The 15,508-nt window shown below is 67.6% G+C and carries 14 protein-coding genes; 7 read left to right on the top strand and 7 right to left on the bottom strand.

Annotation, left to right across the window (positions count from 1 at the left end; translation table 11 throughout):
* Nucleotides 1-28: 28 nt before the first annotated feature.
* Nucleotides 29-1,660 (bottom strand): ABC-F family ATP-binding cassette domain-containing protein, encoded by a 1,632-nt coding sequence (locus ACWF99_RS09005; RefSeq protein WP_378627138.1) that lies wholly within the window; start codon nt 1,658-1,660, stop codon nt 29-31.
* A 123-nt stretch (nt 1,661-1,783) separates the two neighbouring features.
* Here ACWF99_RS09005 and ACWF99_RS09000 point away from each other — a divergent pair, with 123 nt between their 5' ends.
* Nucleotides 1,784-2,548: an SDR family oxidoreductase gene (locus ACWF99_RS09000; protein WP_452535554.1), complete on the top strand. Its 765-nt coding sequence runs from the start codon at nt 1,784-1,786 to the stop codon at nt 2,546-2,548.
* 66 nt (nt 2,549-2,614) lie between these two features.
* On the opposite strand, the gene ACWF99_RS08995 is transcribed toward ACWF99_RS09000, so the two are convergent.
* Complete coding sequence (locus tag ACWF99_RS08995; protein WP_378627136.1) at nt 2,615-5,002, bottom strand: MMPL family transporter; 2,388 nt, start codon at nt 5,000-5,002, stop codon at nt 2,615-2,617.
* A 207-nt stretch (nt 5,003-5,209) separates the two neighbouring features.
* The gene (locus ACWF99_RS08990; protein ID WP_452535553.1) at nt 5,210-6,277 is read right to left on the bottom strand and encodes a lycopene cyclase family protein; all 1,068 of its coding nucleotides are present in this window, start codon (nt 6,275-6,277) and stop codon (nt 5,210-5,212) included.
* A gap of 109 nt (nt 6,278-6,386) precedes the next feature.
* Here ACWF99_RS08990 and ku point away from each other — a divergent pair, with 109 nt between their 5' ends.
* From ku to ACWF99_RS08975, 3 genes are read left to right on the top strand one after another with little or no spacing between them, the layout of a single operon-like run.
* Complete coding sequence (gene ku / locus ACWF99_RS08985; RefSeq protein WP_452535552.1) at nt 6,387-7,289, top strand: non-homologous end joining protein Ku; 903 nt, start codon at nt 6,387-6,389, stop codon at nt 7,287-7,289.
* Nucleotides 7,290-7,304: 15 nt separating this feature from the next.
* Nucleotides 7,305-7,841, top strand: coding sequence for a GNAT family N-acetyltransferase (locus tag ACWF99_RS08980; RefSeq protein WP_378627132.1), 537 nt, complete (start codon nt 7,305-7,307; stop codon nt 7,839-7,841).
* A gap of 55 nt (nt 7,842-7,896) precedes the next feature.
* Nucleotides 7,897-9,162, top strand: a complete 1,266-nt coding sequence (locus ACWF99_RS08975; RefSeq protein WP_452535551.1) for an NAD(P)/FAD-dependent oxidoreductase — start codon at nt 7,897-7,899, stop codon at nt 9,160-9,162.
* On the opposite strand, the gene ACWF99_RS08970 is transcribed toward ACWF99_RS08975, so the two are convergent.
* Nucleotides 9,163-10,029, bottom strand: a complete 867-nt coding sequence (locus ACWF99_RS08970) for a MetQ/NlpA family ABC transporter substrate-binding protein (RefSeq protein WP_452535550.1) — start codon at nt 10,027-10,029, stop codon at nt 9,163-9,165.
* 131 nt (nt 10,030-10,160) lie between these two features.
* On the opposite strand from ACWF99_RS08970, the gene ACWF99_RS08965 reads away from it, so the two are divergent.
* Genes ACWF99_RS08965 through ACWF99_RS08955 form a run of 3 tightly spaced genes read left to right on the top strand, consistent with a single transcriptional unit; the run spans nt 10,161 to nt 12,705 of the window.
* Entirely contained in the window at nt 10,161-11,033 is an 873-nt protein-coding gene (locus ACWF99_RS08965; RefSeq protein ID WP_379315017.1) for a MetQ/NlpA family ABC transporter substrate-binding protein, read from the top strand.
* Nucleotides 11,030-12,043, top strand: a complete 1,014-nt coding sequence (locus tag ACWF99_RS08960; RefSeq protein WP_452535549.1) for a methionine ABC transporter ATP-binding protein — start codon at nt 11,030-11,032, stop codon at nt 12,041-12,043. The genes ACWF99_RS08965 and ACWF99_RS08960 overlap by 4 nt, the downstream gene beginning before the upstream one ends.
* On the top strand, nt 12,043-12,705 hold the full coding sequence (locus ACWF99_RS08955; RefSeq protein WP_378656069.1) for a methionine ABC transporter permease: 663 nt from the start codon (nt 12,043-12,045) through the stop codon (nt 12,703-12,705). The genes ACWF99_RS08960 and ACWF99_RS08955 overlap by 1 nt, the downstream gene beginning before the upstream one ends.
* Before the next feature lie 54 nt (nt 12,706-12,759).
* Here the strand turns inward: ACWF99_RS08955 and ACWF99_RS08950 are convergent, their stop codons facing one another.
* The 3 genes from ACWF99_RS08950 to ACWF99_RS08940 form a co-directional block, all read right to left on the bottom strand.
* Nucleotides 12,760-13,260, bottom strand: coding sequence for a DUF4189 domain-containing protein (locus tag ACWF99_RS08950; RefSeq protein ID WP_378627120.1), 501 nt, complete (start codon nt 13,258-13,260; stop codon nt 12,760-12,762).
* A gap of 242 nt (nt 13,261-13,502) precedes the next feature.
* Nucleotides 13,503-14,057: an NADAR family protein gene (locus tag ACWF99_RS08945; protein WP_378656065.1), complete on the bottom strand. Its 555-nt coding sequence runs from the start codon at nt 14,055-14,057 to the stop codon at nt 13,503-13,505.
* A gap of 163 nt (nt 14,058-14,220) precedes the next feature.
* Nucleotides 14,221-15,507 carry a PucR family transcriptional regulator gene (locus ACWF99_RS08940; RefSeq protein WP_452535548.1) on the bottom strand — a complete coding sequence of 429 codons (1,287 nt, stop codon included), beginning with the start codon at nt 15,505-15,507 and terminating at the stop codon, nt 14,221-14,223.
* Nucleotide 15,508 lies beyond the last annotated feature (1 nt).

Below are 15,508 nucleotides of genomic sequence, written 5' to 3'. Positions count from 1 at the left end.
CCGCCACGACACAGCGTTTCACCACGGATCAGGCGAGGTCGATCAGCTCCGCGTACTCCGCGGACCAGTGGTCCTCGGTGCCGTCGGGCAGCAGGATGACCCGCTCCGGGTTGAGCGCCTCGGCCGCGCCCGGGTCGTGCGTCACCAGCACCACGGCGCCCGCGTAGGTGCGCAGCGCCTCGAGGACCTGCTCGCGCGAGACCGGGTCGAGGTTGTTGGTGGGCTCGTCGAGCAGCAGCACGTTCGCCGCCGAGGACACCAGCCCGGCCAGGGCCAGACGCGTCTTCTCACCGCCGGACAGCGTGCCCGCCGGCTGCTCGAGCTGCGGACCGGTGAACATGAACGCACCGAGCAGGCTGCGCAGCTCCTGCTCCCCCGCGTCCGGAGAGGCGTGGCGGATGTTCTCCCACACCGAGGCCTGATCGTCGAGGGTGTCGTGCTCCTGGGCGAAGTAGCCGACCTTGAGCCCACGGCCCTGCTCGACGCCGCCCGCGGTCGGCGTCTCGACACCGGCGAGCAGTTTCAGCATGGTCGTCTTACCGGCGCCGTTGAGCCCGAGCACCACCACGCGGCTGCCCTTGTCGACGGCGAAGTTCACGCCGGTGAAGATTTCCAGGGAACCGTAGAGCTTGGTCAGGTCCTTCACCATCAGCGGCGTCTTGCTGCAGGCCGCGGGCTCGGGGAACCGGATGCGGGCGACCTTGTCGCTCACGCGCACGTCGTCGAGCTCGTTGATCAAGCGTTCGGCGCGACGCACCATCTGGTGTGCCGCAGCGGCTTTGGTGGCCTTGGCGCCGAGCTTGGCAGCCTGCTGACGCAGCGCGCCCGCCTTCTTCTCGGCGTTGGCGCGCTCGCGGACGCGGCGCTGCTCGTCGGTGGCACGGGCGTCGAGGTACTTCTTCCAGCCCATGTTGTAGACGTCGGGCTCACCACGCACGGCGTCGAGGAACCACACCTTGTTGACCACGTCGCCGAGCAGTTCCACGTCGTGGCTGATCACGATCAGGCCACCGTCGTGGTTCTGCAGGAACCCGCGCAGCCAGGTGATGGAGTCGGCGTCGAGGTGGTTGGTCGGTTCGTCGAGCAGCAGGATGCGATCGGAGCGCCCGCCCGAGCCGTCGGACGCGGAGAACAGGATGCGGGCCAGCTCGATGCGGCGGCGCTGACCACCGGAGAGAGTGCGCAGCTGCTGATCGAGCACGCGGTCGGGCAGGCCGAGGCTGTTGCAGATGCGCGCCGCCTCGCTCTCGGCGACGTAGCCGCCGAGCGAGGAGAACTGGTCCTCGAGGCGCCCGTACCGGCGAATCGCCTTGTCGCGGGCGGCATCGTCGGCCACCTCGGCCATCTCGACCTGGGCCTTCTCCATGTCGCGCAGCAGCACGTCGAGCCCGCGCGCCGAGAGCACCCGGTCTTTGGCGATCACATCGAGATCGCCTTCCTTCGGGTCCTGCGGCAGATAGCCGATGTCGGTGGAGCGGGTGATCTTTCCGGCGTACGGCTCACCCTCGCCCGCGAGGATGCGCAGGGTGGTGGTCTTCCCCGCACCGTTGCGACCGACCAGTCCGATCCGGTCGCCGGACTGCACCCGCAGCGCCGGCCCAGGGGCCGAGAGCAGGGTACGGACTCCGGCCCGGACCTCCAGGTCGGTCGCCGTGATCACAGAGTTCTCCTCAGAGTAAGACAAACGGGAAGGGCATATCGGCAAGAACCACTTATTTTACCGTCGACGCTGCCGGAAGCCGAACCCGGCGCTGCCCGATGTGAGCGTGGTTACTCTCTTGCCATGACTACCGATCTACTGGGCCGGACCGCCCTCGTCACCGGAGCCAGTCGCGGCATCGGGCTCGCGACCGCGGCCGAACTGCTGCGCCGGGGCGCGAACGTGCTGATCACCGCCCGTAAACCCGAACCGCTGGAGGCCGCGGCCACCGAGCTGCGCGCGCTGGGCCACCAGGGCCAGGTGAGTTTCATCGCCGGCAACGCGGGCGACGCCGACGCGCGCGCGGAAGCCGTGGCGAGGGCCGTCACCGAGTACGGCTCGCTCGACATCCTGATCAACAACACCGGCATCAACCCCGTCTACGGTCCGCTGATGGACGCCGATCTGGGTGGCGTCAGCAAGATCTTCGATGTGAACGTGGTGGCGTCGCTGGGCTATGTGCAGCAGGCCTACCGCGCGTGGATGGCCGAGCACGGCGGTGCGGTGGTGAACGTGGCCAGCGTCGCGGGCATCCGGTCGTCCGGGGTGATCTCGGCCTACGGCGCGTCGAAGGCGGCGCTGATCCGGCTCACCGAGGAGCTGGCCTGGCAGCTGGGCCCGAAGATCCGCGTCAACGCGGTGGCGCCGGGCGTGGTCAAGACCAAGTTCGCCGACGCGCTGTACTCCGACGACGAGGAGCGTGCCGCGAGCGTGTACCCGCTGAAGCGACTCGGCGAGCCCGAGGATGTGGCCCGGCTGATCGCATTCCTGGTGTCCGACGAGGCAGCGTGGATCACCGGTGACTGTGTGCGGGTCGACGGCGGGTTCCTGTCCACCGGCGGCATCTGAACCCGCCAGCTCTGAAACTCGCAGAGGCGGGCGGCGGTTCGGCGTGCCCGCCCCTGCGATGTCTTGTCAGTCCGAGGACTCGCGGCTTCCCGTCGAGGCCGAAATGCTCTCCTGCGCCCGCGAGTTCTCCCGCGCACCGTCCTCGGCCCGCGCCGGGTCGGCCCGCTCGGCCTCCGCTCTGGCCGCTTCCGCCCGCGCCGCCTCCGCCCGTGCGAGTGGATCCACGACGACGATCTCCGCCGGCCTGGCGGCGAGCGGATCACGCACCACCACTTCACGTTTCGACCGGGCCGAGCCGCCCTCGTCCAGGCCCCACCGATCGTGGAGGCGACGCAGGAATTCCGGTGCGTACCAGTTCGCGTCGCCCAGCACCTTCATCGCGGCGGGCAGCAGGAACCCGCGCACGAGGGTGGCGTCGACGATCACGGCCAGCGGCAGGCCGATACCGAAGGACTTCATGAAGGTGATGTCGGAGGCGAGGAAGCCGAGGAACACCAGGGAGATGAGAATCGCCGCGGCGGTGACGATACGTCCGACCCGTTCCAGGCCGAGCGCGACCGCGGTCTCGTTCTTACCGGTCCGGTCGTATTCCTCCCGGATCCGCGACAGCAGGAACACCTGGTAGTCCATCGCGAGCCCGAAGGCCGCGGCGAACAGCATCACCGGGACGGTGGCCGACAGGTCTCCGGTGACGGTGAAACCGAGCACCCCGGACAGGTGGCCGTCCTGGAAGATCCACACCAGCGCACCGAAGGTCGCGGTCAAACTCAGCGCGCTGAGGATCACCGCCAGCACCGGCAGCACCACGCTCCCGGTGAGCGCGAACAGCACGATCAGCATCATGATCACCACGAAGCCGAGCGCCCACGGCAGTGCGTTCTCGATCGCGGCGACCGAGTCGGCATTGGCGGCGGCCACGCCACCGACCAGCAACTCGCTCGGTGTCCGCACCGCACGCACCTGGTCGACCAGGTTCGCCAGAGCGTCGCTGTCACCGGTGGTCGGCACGATCGACAGGTAGACGGCCTTCTCGACCCGGAACCGCGCGTTGGCCGCGGTGGGTTCGAGGAGCAACCCGCCCTGGGTGTAGCTGCCGGTGGCGGTGTCGACGCGGCGGACGTTGTCCAGGTCGGACATGTCACGCGCGATGGTGTCGAGTCCCGCGGCGCTGTAAGCGCTTTCGGGCAGCACCGCGACGAGGGTGTGCTGGTCGCTCTCGCCGAAGTCGCGGGCCACGATCTCGGTGACCTGACGGGAGTCCATCGATTCCGGCAGCGTTCGTTCGTCCGGGAATCCGAGTTTCACGCCGAGGAACGGCGCGCCGAGCAGCAGCAGCAGCGCGGTGACAGCGAGTCCGATCGAGATCGGCTTGCGCATCACGGCCGTGGCCAGCTTGTGCCAGGCGCCCTCACCCGGCGCGGGCCGCGGCGCGCGCAGGAACCACCAGCCGAGCTGGCCCTTGTCGATGCGGGTGCCGATCAGCAACAGCGCGGCGGGCAGCGCGGTGAGCGACACCAGCGCGGCCAGTGCCGCGACGACGATGCCCGCGTAGCCCATGGACCGGATCGCCAGCAGCGGGAAGAACAGCAACCCGGCCAGCGCCACCGCGACGGTGAGCGCGGAGAACGCGACGGTGCGGCCCGCGGTGCGCAGGGTGGTGGCCACCGCGCCCGCCGGCGTGCGGCCTTCGGCCAGTTCGTCGCGGTAGCGGCTGACGATCAGCAGGCTGTAGTCGATGGCCAGGCCGAGGCCGAGCAGCGTCGCCACGTTGGTCGCAGTGACGGCCAGCGGCGTGAACAGGGTGAGCAACCACAGCGCGCCCATGGTGGTGAGCACTGTGCCGATCGCGACGAGCAGCGGCAGGCTCGCGGCGACCAGGCCGCCGAAGACGAACAGCAGCGCGATCAGGGTGAGCGGGAACGCGATGGCCTCGCCCTTGGCGATATCGGTCTTGCTCTGCTGCACCGTCTCGTGCATGAGCATGGCGAATCCGCCCGCCCTGACCTGCAACGATCCTTGTTTACCCGTCAGCTCTGCGGAGATGGCGGTGACGCGTTCGTCGATCTCGCGTTCGCTGCCGAGCACGCTGGCGACGATCAGGCCCTGCTTGCCGTCGACACTGCGCAGCGCGGGCTGGTGGGAGGTCCAGTACGACATCACCTCGGTGACACCGGCCCGTTCCTGCAGGTTGGCGACCAATGCCGTTGCCGCCGCGGTGGATTCGGGATCCTCGACCGAGGACTCGGTTTCCACCAGCAGCAGCAGGTTCGGCGGCGCCTGCCCGAACTCGGTGCGCAACACCTCGAGCGCGCGGCTGGATTCGCTCCCGGAGTCGGTGTATCCGCCGCCCTCCACCCGCTCGAACAGCGTGGCGCCCAGTGCGCCGAGCACCACCGCGAGCACCGCGAAAACGCCGAGCACCCAGCGACTGCGCCGCCTGGTGAATTCGAACACCGGATTGTCCCCTAACTCGTCACACCATCGCGCGAGGCGCATGTCGGCGTGCGGGGGCTCGGAGTAGTTCCGGCCGTCCCGCCTCGTCGGCCCGATCCTGTTGGCGGGTCGGCGCGTTCGCGTGGCGATCGTAGCAACTTCGTGGCGGCACCGCCGGGCCTCTGGCACACCCTTGCTCGTCCAGTCGGTGACGGGTCTCGGCTTCGGCTACCGGCGAGCCGCGCCGACGGCCGAGGTCACGACGGTGCGGCGCAGATTCGGCGGAAGATCGGCGAACAGCGCGCGCATCGCGGCGAGAGTGCCACCGAGGTCATCGAGGCCGGACAGATAGGAAAGCTGCAGGTGCGCGGGCAAACCGAAGAACGTCTCGAAGAAGACCGGTACCTCGCGTGGCGGCAGAGCCAGCAGCGCGCGCAAACCCGCGCGGCGCAAGGCCGCCACGGCCCGCGCGCTGGGCGTCCACACCGCGCCACCCGCGACAACGGTGTCGGCGGCGGCGAGCGCGGCGGCGACGCTGTATCCGGTCGCGGGGTGGGTCAACCCACCGGCCGCACCGAATCGGCCACGCCCGGGCATGCCGCCCTGTACCGGAAACCGCACCCGTTCAACGGGTTCGGCCCCGGTGAGCGCGATCCCCCGCACGCGTAACCGATGTTCGAGCCGGCGTCGCAACACGTCCGGCGCGAGCGCGGGTCGCCCGGCGAGGCAGGTCTCCTCGAACAGCACGGTGTCGGCACTCAGCGGTATCGCGTACAGAAACGACGGTGGGTCGTCGGGATCGGCCCCGTTGTCCGGCCGCCAGTCCATGAACAGTGTCGGCTCGAGTCCCGTACGGTCCACGACCACTCCATAGGCGGTCTGCTCGGCGCGACGCGGCGACCGGGCCAACCCCCGCGCGTCGACCACCTGCCCGGTACGGGTCAGCCCGCCCGCCGTCCGCACCGAGCGCGCATTCACCTCCACGGCGTGGTCGGCGATCACGGCCGCGCCGTCGAGCGTCAACGACGACTGCAGCGCCGCCGTATCGAAAACCTGATAGGTGCGATCGATCCGATGCTCGCGCACCGCCCACGCCGTCGGCCCGTCGATCGCCGCCGCGACCACGCCGGAATCGAGCCACCCGGGCAATTCATCGACCCACGCCGCATAGGTCGGCGTCCATACTCGATCCGGGCGTGGATCGATCACAGTGACGTTGCGCCCGGCCGCCAGCGCACGATGGGCAACGGCCCGGCCCGCCGGCCCGATCCCGCACACGATCACCTCGACACTCACGCGGCAATTGGATCAGACGCAACGATTTCAAGCACCGCCGGATCACGGGCGGGCACCTATTCGAGATCGCTTGCTCGCCCCGGCGCGACATTTCGACCATGATGGGTGGATGAGATCGATCTGGAAGGGCTCGATCGCTTTCGGGCTGGTCAATGTCCCGGTCAAGGTCTATACCGCGACCGAGGACCATGACATTCGGTTCCACCAGGTCCACGCCAAGGACGGGGGCCGGATCAAATATGACCGCGTCTGTCAGGTGTGTGGCAAATCTGTGCAGTACTCCGATATCGACAAGGCCTATACCTCACCGGACGGTGAGCAGGTGGTGCTGACCGACGCGGATTTCTCGAAACTGCCCGCGGCGGAGAAACACGAGATTCCCGTGCTGGAATTCGTGCCGTCCGACCAGATCGACCCGGTGCTGTTCGATAAAAGCTATTACCTCGAACCGGATTCCACGACGCCGAAGGCCTATCAGTTGCTGGCGGCGACCCTCGAACGCATCGACAAGACCGCGCTCGTCCATTTCACACTGCGCCAGAAGACCCGGCTGGCCGCATTGCGCGTGCGCGACGGTGTACTGGTGCTGCAGACACTGCTGTGGCCCGACGAGGTGCGTGCCGTCGAATTCCCGTCGCTCGACGACGCGCCCGCCCCGCGCCCGCAAGAACTGAAGATGGCCGAAACCCTCGTCGAATCGATGTCAGGAGATTTCGACCCGTCCGAATACACCGACGAATACCAGATCGAATTGCAGAAGCTGCTCGACGAGGCGATCGCCAGCGGCACCGGCAAGGTCGAGCCCGCCGCCGCGACAGCACCCGCCGAACAGGCCGATGCCGAAGTCGTGGATCTGGTCGCCGCGCTGCAACGCAGTCTCGAGACCAGCGGGCGCCGGGAAGCCGCCCCGGAGAAGAAACCCGCGAAAAAGGCCGCCAAGAAGGCCGCACCGCGCAAATCGGCCGCGAGCAAATCCACCGCGTCCAAGACCGCGGCCCGCAAGGGCGCGTAGGGCACACTGGCGGCTATGGACACCGCCATCGCTGTCGTGCCGATGGGTTTGGGACACCTGCGTCAAGTCCTCGACCTCGGCCATCAGGTTTTCGACACCACCATCAAGCCGTACACGTCGTGGTCGCTCACGGCCGTCGCCGAGCACCTCGACAGCCCCGACAACGCCTGCTGGGTGGCCCTGGATTCCGACCGGGTGGTCGGGTTCGTCCTCGGGTCGATGGAGTTCGAGCATCGCGACGACTGGGCATATCTGGAATGGATCGCGGTAGCCCCCGATATGCAGGGACACGGGATCGCGCGGCGGCTGGTGAACGTGTGCTCGGAGGCGCTGTTCGCCCGCGGCGCACGCCATATCGTCACCGATGTCGAGGACCGCAACAGCGCCTCGGCCGCGCTGATGACCAGCAGCGGATTCGTGCCCGCCGCGACCGTCACCCTGCTGGTGCGGCCCAACCCCGCCGCCCCCGACGACGACGCCGCACTGCCGCCGATCACCAAACGCGATCTCGTCCGCCGCGGCAGACTGTCGGTGGAGCACCCGCTGCGCTGACCCGCCGCCGGAGCGCCTCGAGCACATCACCCCTGGTCGGGCCTACTCTCGGCGGGTGGCTCCTACTCCGCGAGACGAGCACGACGGCGCCGAGCTGACCGTGGTGGCCGATATGTGGTCGCCCGCGTGCACTGTGATCCGCACCTTCCTGGCCCGCAACGAAATCGCTTGTCGCTGGGTGCAACCCACCGACCCGGCCGGCCGCGAACTCCTCGCGGACCACAGATTCACCGTCGCGGACACTCCGGTGCTGTTCGGGTCGGACGGGCGCACCCTCAGGCCCACCGATGAAGAGCAGCTCGCGCAGTGGGTGGGTCTGCACACCAAGCCCACCTCCGACAGCTACGACCTGCTCGTCGTCGGCGGCGGCCCCGCGGGCATGGCGGCCGCCCTCTACGGCGCGTCGGAGGGACTGCGCACGATCCTGCTCGAACGGTGGGCGATCGGCGGTCAGGCCGGGCTGAGCTCGAGCATCCAGAACTATCTCGGTTTCCCCGACGGCATCTCCGGCTCCGACCTCACCGACCGTGCCCGCAGGCAGGCGTGCAAGTTCGGCGCCGAACTCGTGATCAGTCTGCGAGCCGACCACCTGCGACCGACGGACCACGGTTTCGCGGTGCACTGCACCGACGGCATCACCGTTACCGCTCGCTCGGTGATCGTCGCGAGCGGCGCCACCTTCCGCACCCTCGACATCCCGAGCGTCGACAAGTTCAACGGCCGCGGCGTCTTCTACTTCTCCGCGCTCACCGAGGCTCCACTGTGTTCGGGCTCCGATGTCTACATCGTCGGCGGCGCGAATTCCGCCGGCCAGGCGGCGGTCTACTTCGCCTCCTGCGCGCGCAGGGTGATCATGCTGGTCCGCGCCGATTCCCTGGCTGTCGAGATGTCGACCTACCTGATCGAGCAGATCGAGGCGATCCCGGCCATCGAGGTCCGCACCGGCGTCGAGGTCGTCGACGCCTCGGGCGACACCCATCTCGAACACCTCACCCTGCGCGATCGCACGACCGGCGCCGTCGAGCAAGTGCCCGCGACCTGGCTGTTCGCCTTCATCGGCGCCGACCCGGCCACCGAGTGGCTCGACGGATCCTTCGCCCGCGACGACCGCGGCTACCTGCTCACCGGCCCCGATATCGCCATCGTCGAGGGGTCCGACTCCCCCTGGCCGTTGTCCCGCCCACCCCTGCACCTGGAAACGACCGTGCCGGGGGTGTTCGCCGCGGGAGACGTGCGCGCCTTCAACGGGCACCGTGTCGCCGGCGCCGTCGGCGAGGGTTCGATGGCCGTGATGCTGGTGCACAAGTTCCTGGGTGACTGACTACCTGCGGAACTTCGTTTCCAGCTCGCGCAGCGTGGCTTGCAGATCGGCGGCGTCGTTGGTCTTGAAGATTCCCGCGTAGCCCGTCTCCGCCTGTACCGCGGCCACCACCTCCGGATCATGGTAGAGCTGCGCGAGTTTCAGGTAGGTGGGGTTGTCCTTGTCGGCCGCCCGCGCGGCGAAGACGTTGATGTACTGCTTCAATTCCGGGCGTGCCGGATCGTCGGTGTAGATGACCTGCTGCTGGGTCAGGCCGGCGGGCCCGGCGAACGTGTCGTCGACGAACGCCGCGTCGACGCTGTCCAGTGACTGCGCGGTGAGCGTCGGATCGATCGTGATGAGCCGCACCTTCGAGGCGCCGGTGTCGACGTCGTCGATCGTGGAGTCCCAGCTCGCGCCGCCCTTCAGCACGATCAACCCCGCCGCCGACAGCCCGAGCAAGGGACGGACCTGTTGCGCCGGATTGTTGCTGAGCGTGATCTGCCCACCCCGCGGGATCTCGGCGACCGAGGTGTACTTCGTGGAGTACAGGGTGAGCGGGAAGATCTCGGTCGCGCCGATCGGCACGATCGTGTCGTTGTTGGCCACGTTGTAGTTGGCCAGGTACCGCACGTGCTGGAATTTGTTGAGGTCGACCTGTTTCTGCGCCAGCGCCGGATTGGGCTGCTTGTAATCGGTGAAGTTCACGTACTCGACGGCGATGCCCTGCTCGGCCGCCTTGCGTTTGTACACCTCCCAGTGCGGTTGTGCGATGTCGTTCACACCGATCCGCACCACGCCGTCCGGGTGGTCTTGCCCACAGCTCACCGCCCCCGTTGCCAGCGCGACCAGGACCGGAATCGCCAGAAGACGGCGCAGGATTCGCATTGTCCGCAAGTTAGACGGGCGTCCCAGTGTTTGCGAGGATTTCGCTCATGGCAAGTCAAACCGTTGTCGGCGGGTAGTGCCGACAGCTTGGATGGCCGAGTTCATCTTCTGCTAGCAATTCGGGAGTACAAGTGAAATTCCGTCGGACACTGGCGATCCCAGTGCTGATTGCAACCGCGGCCCTCACCCTGACCGCGTGCGGTTCCGATGACGACGCCTCGGGCACGGTCGTGCGGATCGGCACCACCGACAAGGACAAGGCTTTCGAGGTCTTCGAACAGAAGGCCAAGGAGCAGGGCATCACACTGAAGGTCACCAATTTCTCCGATTACAAGCAGCCGAATACGGCGCTGTCGCAGAAACAGATCGACCTCAATCTGTTCCAGCATCTGCAGTTCCTCGGCCAGTACAACGTGGCGAGCTCGGACACGCTCACCCCGATCGGCTCGACTTATATTGTGCCGCTGGGCCTTTACTCGAAGAAGCACAAGGCTCTCGCCGATATCCCCGCCGGTGGTGAGATCGCGATCCCCAACGATCCGACCAACCAGGCGCGTGCGCTGTTCGTGCTGCAGGCCGCCGGCTTGCTGAAGATCACCGGCACCTCGGTCCAGCCGACGCCCGCCGACATCGACAAGGCCGCGTCCAAGGTGCGCGTGACCCCGGTCGATGCCGCCCAGACCGCGTTGTCGCTGCCCTCGGTCGACGGCTCGGTGATCAACAACACCTTCCTCGACCGGTCGGGCGTGGACCCGAAATCGGCGCTGTACAAGGATGACCCGAAGAATCCGGCCGCCGAGCCGTACATCAATGTCATCGTCAGCCGCGCCGAGGACAAGACGAATCCGACGTATCTGAAGCTGGTCGAGATCTGGAAGGACCCGGCCGTGGCCACCGCGCACGCCGAAACCACCAAGGGCACCGCGGTCGCGGTGAACCGTCCCGGCGCCGAGCTCGAGCAGATCCTGGACCGGGTGCAGCAGGGCATCCGCACGGCCAAGTGAGTGCCGAACCCGCCGCTGTCGAATTCCGTTCCGTCACCAAGATTTTCGGCAGCGGCGACGATCGGCACACCGCACTCGACGATATCGACCTGCGGATCGAACCGGGTGAGATCTTCGGCGTCATCGGCTACTCCGGAGCAGGCAAGTCCACGCTGGTGCGGCTGATCAACGCGCTCGACAAGCCCACTTCGGGCGCCGTCACGATTTCGGGCACCCCGATCACCGGGGTGCCGGAGTCGGCGGTGCGCAAGCTGCGTCGCGATATCGGCATGGTGTTCCAGCAGTTCAACCTGTTCCGATCCCGCACCGCCGCAGGCAATATCGAGTACCCGCTGAAAGTGGCGGGCTGGAAACGGGCCGAACGCAAGGCCCGCGTGGCCGAACTGCTCGACTTCGTCGGGCTCACCGACAAGGCGCGCGCCTACCCCGATCAGCTCTCGGGCGGGCAGAAGCAGCGGGTCGGGATCGCCAGGGCGCTGGCGACCTCGCCCTCGCTGTTGCTCGCCGACGAGGCCACCTCCGCGCTGGACCCGGAGACCACGGGCGAGGTGCTGCGATTGCTGAAGAAGATCAACGCCGAACTCGGGGTGACCATCGTGGTGATCACCCACGAGATGGACGTGATCCGCGCGGTCGCCGACCGGGTCGCGGTGCTCGCCGAGGGCAGGATCGTCGAATTGGCCTCCACCTTCGACGTTTTCGCCGCGCCGCAGGCCGCGCCGACACGGTCGTTCGTGGCGACCGTGCTGCACAACCGGCCCGACGCGACCGAGCTGGATCGGTTGCGCGAGCTCCACGGCGGCCGGTTGGTCACCGTCGACATCGACGACCACAGCGGTCTCGGCGCGGCGCTGGCCGCCGCGACCGCCGCCGACGTGCGCTTCGAGATCGTCTACGGCGGGGTGAGCACGTTGCAGGACAAGACATTCGGCAGCGTCACCCTGGCGTTGCACGGGCCAGATGCCGCGCTGGATCGCGTTGTCGCCGACCTGGAACGGAAGGCGGGCTGATGGAGACCAACTGGGAGAAGCTGCGGCCCACACTGTTCGAGGCGATCGGGACCACCGTCTACCTGGTCGGCGTGACGTTCGTCGTCGCGGGGCTGATCGGGCTGGTGCTCGGGACCGCGCTGTACACGACCCGCAAGGGTGGCCTGCTGGCGAACGGGCCGATCTACTTCGTGCTGAATGTGATCGTCAATGTGGTGCGCCCTATTCCGTTCATCATCCTGCTGGCCGCGCTCGGCCCGGTCACCCTGGAGGTGGTGGGCACCACGATCGGCTCCGAGGCGGCGTTGTTCGTGATGATCGTCGCGGCCTCGTTCGGGATCGCGCGGATCGTGGAACAGAACCTGGTGACGGTCGATCCGGGCGTGATCGAGGCCGCGCGTGCGGTCGGCGCGGGACCGCTGCGGATCATTCTCACGCTGATCGTTCCGGAAGCGTTGGGGCCGTTGATTCTCGGCTATACCTTCGTGGTGATCTCGATCGTCGATATCTCCGCGATGGCGGGTACCGTCGGCGGTGGCGGGCTCGGTGATTTCGCCATTGTCTACGGGTATCAGCAATTCCAGTGGCAGGTCACCATCGTGGCGGTGCTGATCATCATCGCCGGTGTGCAGGGTGTGCAGTTCTTCGGCAATTGGCTGGCCAGGAAAGTACTGCGCCGCTGAATCCAGCAGGGGTACGGGCCTATTCGGTCCGTACCCCTGCCGCTTCGCGTTTCGCTACACGTTCGCCGTGCACGCGGACAGGATGACACTCGCCGCACGCGGCGACGCCGAACCCGGATCCGGGAACGGGGCCGCACTGATGCCGAGCACGTCCACCGCCGAGCGCTCGGCCGCGTCCAGGGAGTGATCCCACGACCAGCCGAAGCGGTAGTCCGCGCCTTGGGCCACCGCGCCGCACGCATTGCGGAATTCGACGACGACCTGGCAGTCGCGCACGCCGCACTCATCGAGCGCGGCCTGGCTCGCCGCAGCCCAGCTGCCGTAGTTCACCGCCGAGGCCACCACGGCGCGGCCCGATGACAACGCCAGCGCCCCGTACAGGTCACCCGACGCGGTCTCGAATCCACCATCGCGCGACACCGCCGTGTATCCCGGCGCCTCAGCGATCGCCACACCACTCGCCCCCGCGGCCGCGGGCCCGGCGTTCACCACGGTGAACGCCGCCACCGCGGACAGCGCGGCCACACCAAGGGCATAGTTGCCCAGACCAGACATCAGAGATTCTCCCCGTCGAAATACCGACTCCGAGCCTCGAAGCCGAACCAATCATGAACGGCCGCCGACTTCCCCGGAAATAGCTTTCCGGCATCGCCACGACACCATTCTGCGAACGTGTCATAGCGCCGAGACATTTCCGGCCACAACAGTTCTCGCTTGTCGAAACGCCCGATTCCTCCCGAACCGCTCGTCCGCCACAGACTAACAACACCCACCGACAAGTAGCGATGGACCGCTATCTACCGGCGAACCAACTCGTCCCGCGCCCGCATCAACGCGAACCCGAGCAGATTGAGCCCCTTCCACCGCGCAGGATCCAGCGCACCCGCATCATCGGCGGCCATCCCGATCCCCCAGATCCGGTCCACCGGACTGGCTTCGACGAGTACCCGCGCGCCGGTACCGACCAGATATTCCCGCAGCGCGTCATCCTGCCCGAACTTGGCCACGCTCCCCGCGACCACGATGTCGAATCGTGCTCGTTCCCAGATATCTTCGTCGAAGTCACGGATCTGCCTGCCGAGCTTCTTCGCCTGGCTCGGATGACCGACCTCGAGGATCTTCGCCGCGGTAGCCGCGTCCTCGAACAGCATTGCCTTGCGCCACATCATGTAGTGCTCGGCACTGGCGAATTCCACACCGTCGACTACGAATGTCGCCGGCCACCACTGGCTCAGGCTGCTCGAGCCGATCGTTCCGTCGCGACGTGGGCTGTGTCCCCAGAACGCCAGGTACTTCGGCGACGCGCCCTGCTCGATCGCCCGACACAACTGCTCTACCGATTCGGCGGTCATCACCCCTCCTAGTTTTAGTCTATATAACCATATACCAAAACCAGTTCACTGCGTTTCCCGATGCGCCGTCCGGTATTCGCTTGGCGGACTGCGGGATCGGCAGTCGAAGGCCCCGGCATCGCGACAGCTTCAGGGTCGCGACGCCGGGGCCGGAGGTGGGGGTTCAGGCCGAGCGGATGCCGTCCAGGTCGGAGTAGGGGTGGGGGGCGGGGCGGCGGGGAACTCGGGCTTCGGTGACGGCGGAGTGGGGGGCGGGGCCGGTGTGGAAGCTGCGGGCGATCATCGAGGAACGCAGTTGCCACAGGCCCGAGGACTGGGCAGGGTCGAGGCCGGTGAGTTGAGCTACCCGGCGCAGGCGGTAGTCGACGGTGTTGGTGTGGATGTGCAGCAGCCGGGCGGTGCGCTGGCGGTTCATGTTGTTGGCGATGTGCACGCGCAGGGTTTCGTAGAGCTCCGGGTGGTTGTCGAGGGGGGCGAGGAGTTCACCGAGCCGGGCACGACCGGGGCCGGGGCGAGTGAGCTGGTACTCCAGGGCCAGGTCGCCGAAGCGGTAGAGGCCGGGGGCACTGTCGAGACGCTCCACCATGTCCAGGAGTTCGTGGGCACGCTGGGCCGCGTCGGGGATCTCCTCCGTGGCCGCGGGCACCAGAGCCGCGGTGATATCGACATGCGCGGCCCTCGACAGCGCTTCGACCAATGCGTCGAGCTGCTCGCCGACCAGCAGATCGGCCGGGATCAGCAGCGTGCCGCCGTCGACCGACAGCAGCGACAGCACCTGCTCACCGCACCGGTGCGCCAATGCCGTCTGTACCCTGCGCAGCTTGCGCCGCGCCACCACCGCACCGTTGACGCGCGGGTCGCGCTCGTCGGGGTGCGCCCCGATCGAGAGTGCGAGCACCGAATACGCGTCGGAGACGGTGATGCCGACCTCGCGGGCCATGGTGACGGTCGACTGACCGGCCAGCAGTGCCGAGGTGAGGGTGTGCACCGCCGTGTGATGTTCGCCGACGGCCTCACGGTGCTCACGGATGTAGGAGCGAGTCACCGTGGTACACAACAGGTCCGAGATCTCGACCACCCGGCGGAAGCCGTGGATCAGACTCGCGCGATCGACGTCGGCCACCTCGTCGTAGACCGCGTCGAAGGAGAGCCGGAAGCCCTCGTGGAAAGCGTGCAGGATCGTGTCGATCGGCACGCCTTCGCGCGCCCAGCCCGCCGCCGCCACCGCGAGCCGGTTGAGCTTCACCTCCTCGTCGCGACCGTCCAGCATGCCGCCGACGATCTCCAGGCACATGCGGGTGACCGAGGTGACGTCACCGGCGATCACATCACCGGGTAGCGTCCGGCAAGTCGCGACATTGTCGACGAAGTGGCCGACCAACCGGCTGGTCATCGTCCGGACATCGCGCAGGGGCTGCCACAGGGCCGTCTCGTCCAGTGGGATCGTCATC

The organism is Nocardia sp. NPDC055002 (assembly GCF_053608825.1).
The sequence above is the reverse complement of the archived record's forward strand: the minus strand, read 5'-3'. Positions and strand labels throughout refer to the sequence as shown.

Excerpts from the sequence above, each read along its gene's own strand:
- ACWF99_RS08950 (WP_378627120.1), bottom strand. The coding sequence starts at position 13,260 with ATGTCTGGTCTGGGCAACTATGCCCTTGGTGTGGCCGCGCTGTCCGCG.
- ku (WP_452535552.1), top strand. The coding sequence starts at position 6,387 with ATGAGATCGATCTGGAAGGGCTCGATCGCTTTCGGGCTGGTCAATGTC.
- ACWF99_RS08945 (WP_378656065.1), bottom strand. The coding sequence starts at position 14,057 with ATGACCGCCGAATCGGTAGAGCAGTTGTGTCGGGCGATCGAGCAGGGC.
- ACWF99_RS08980 (WP_378627132.1), top strand. The coding sequence starts at position 7,305 with ATGGACACCGCCATCGCTGTCGTGCCGATGGGTTTGGGACACCTGCGT.
- ACWF99_RS08970 (WP_452535550.1), bottom strand. The coding sequence starts at position 10,029 with ATGCGAATCCTGCGCCGTCTTCTGGCGATTCCGGTCCTGGTCGCGCTG.
- ACWF99_RS09000 (WP_452535554.1), top strand. The coding sequence starts at position 1,784 with ATGACTACCGATCTACTGGGCCGGACCGCCCTCGTCACCGGAGCCAGT.
- ACWF99_RS08940 (WP_452535548.1), bottom strand. The coding sequence starts at position 15,507 with ATGACGATCCCACTGGACGAGACGGCCCTGTGGCAGCCCCTGCGCGAT.
- ACWF99_RS08955 (WP_378656069.1), top strand. The coding sequence starts at position 12,043 with ATGGAGACCAACTGGGAGAAGCTGCGGCCCACACTGTTCGAGGCGATC.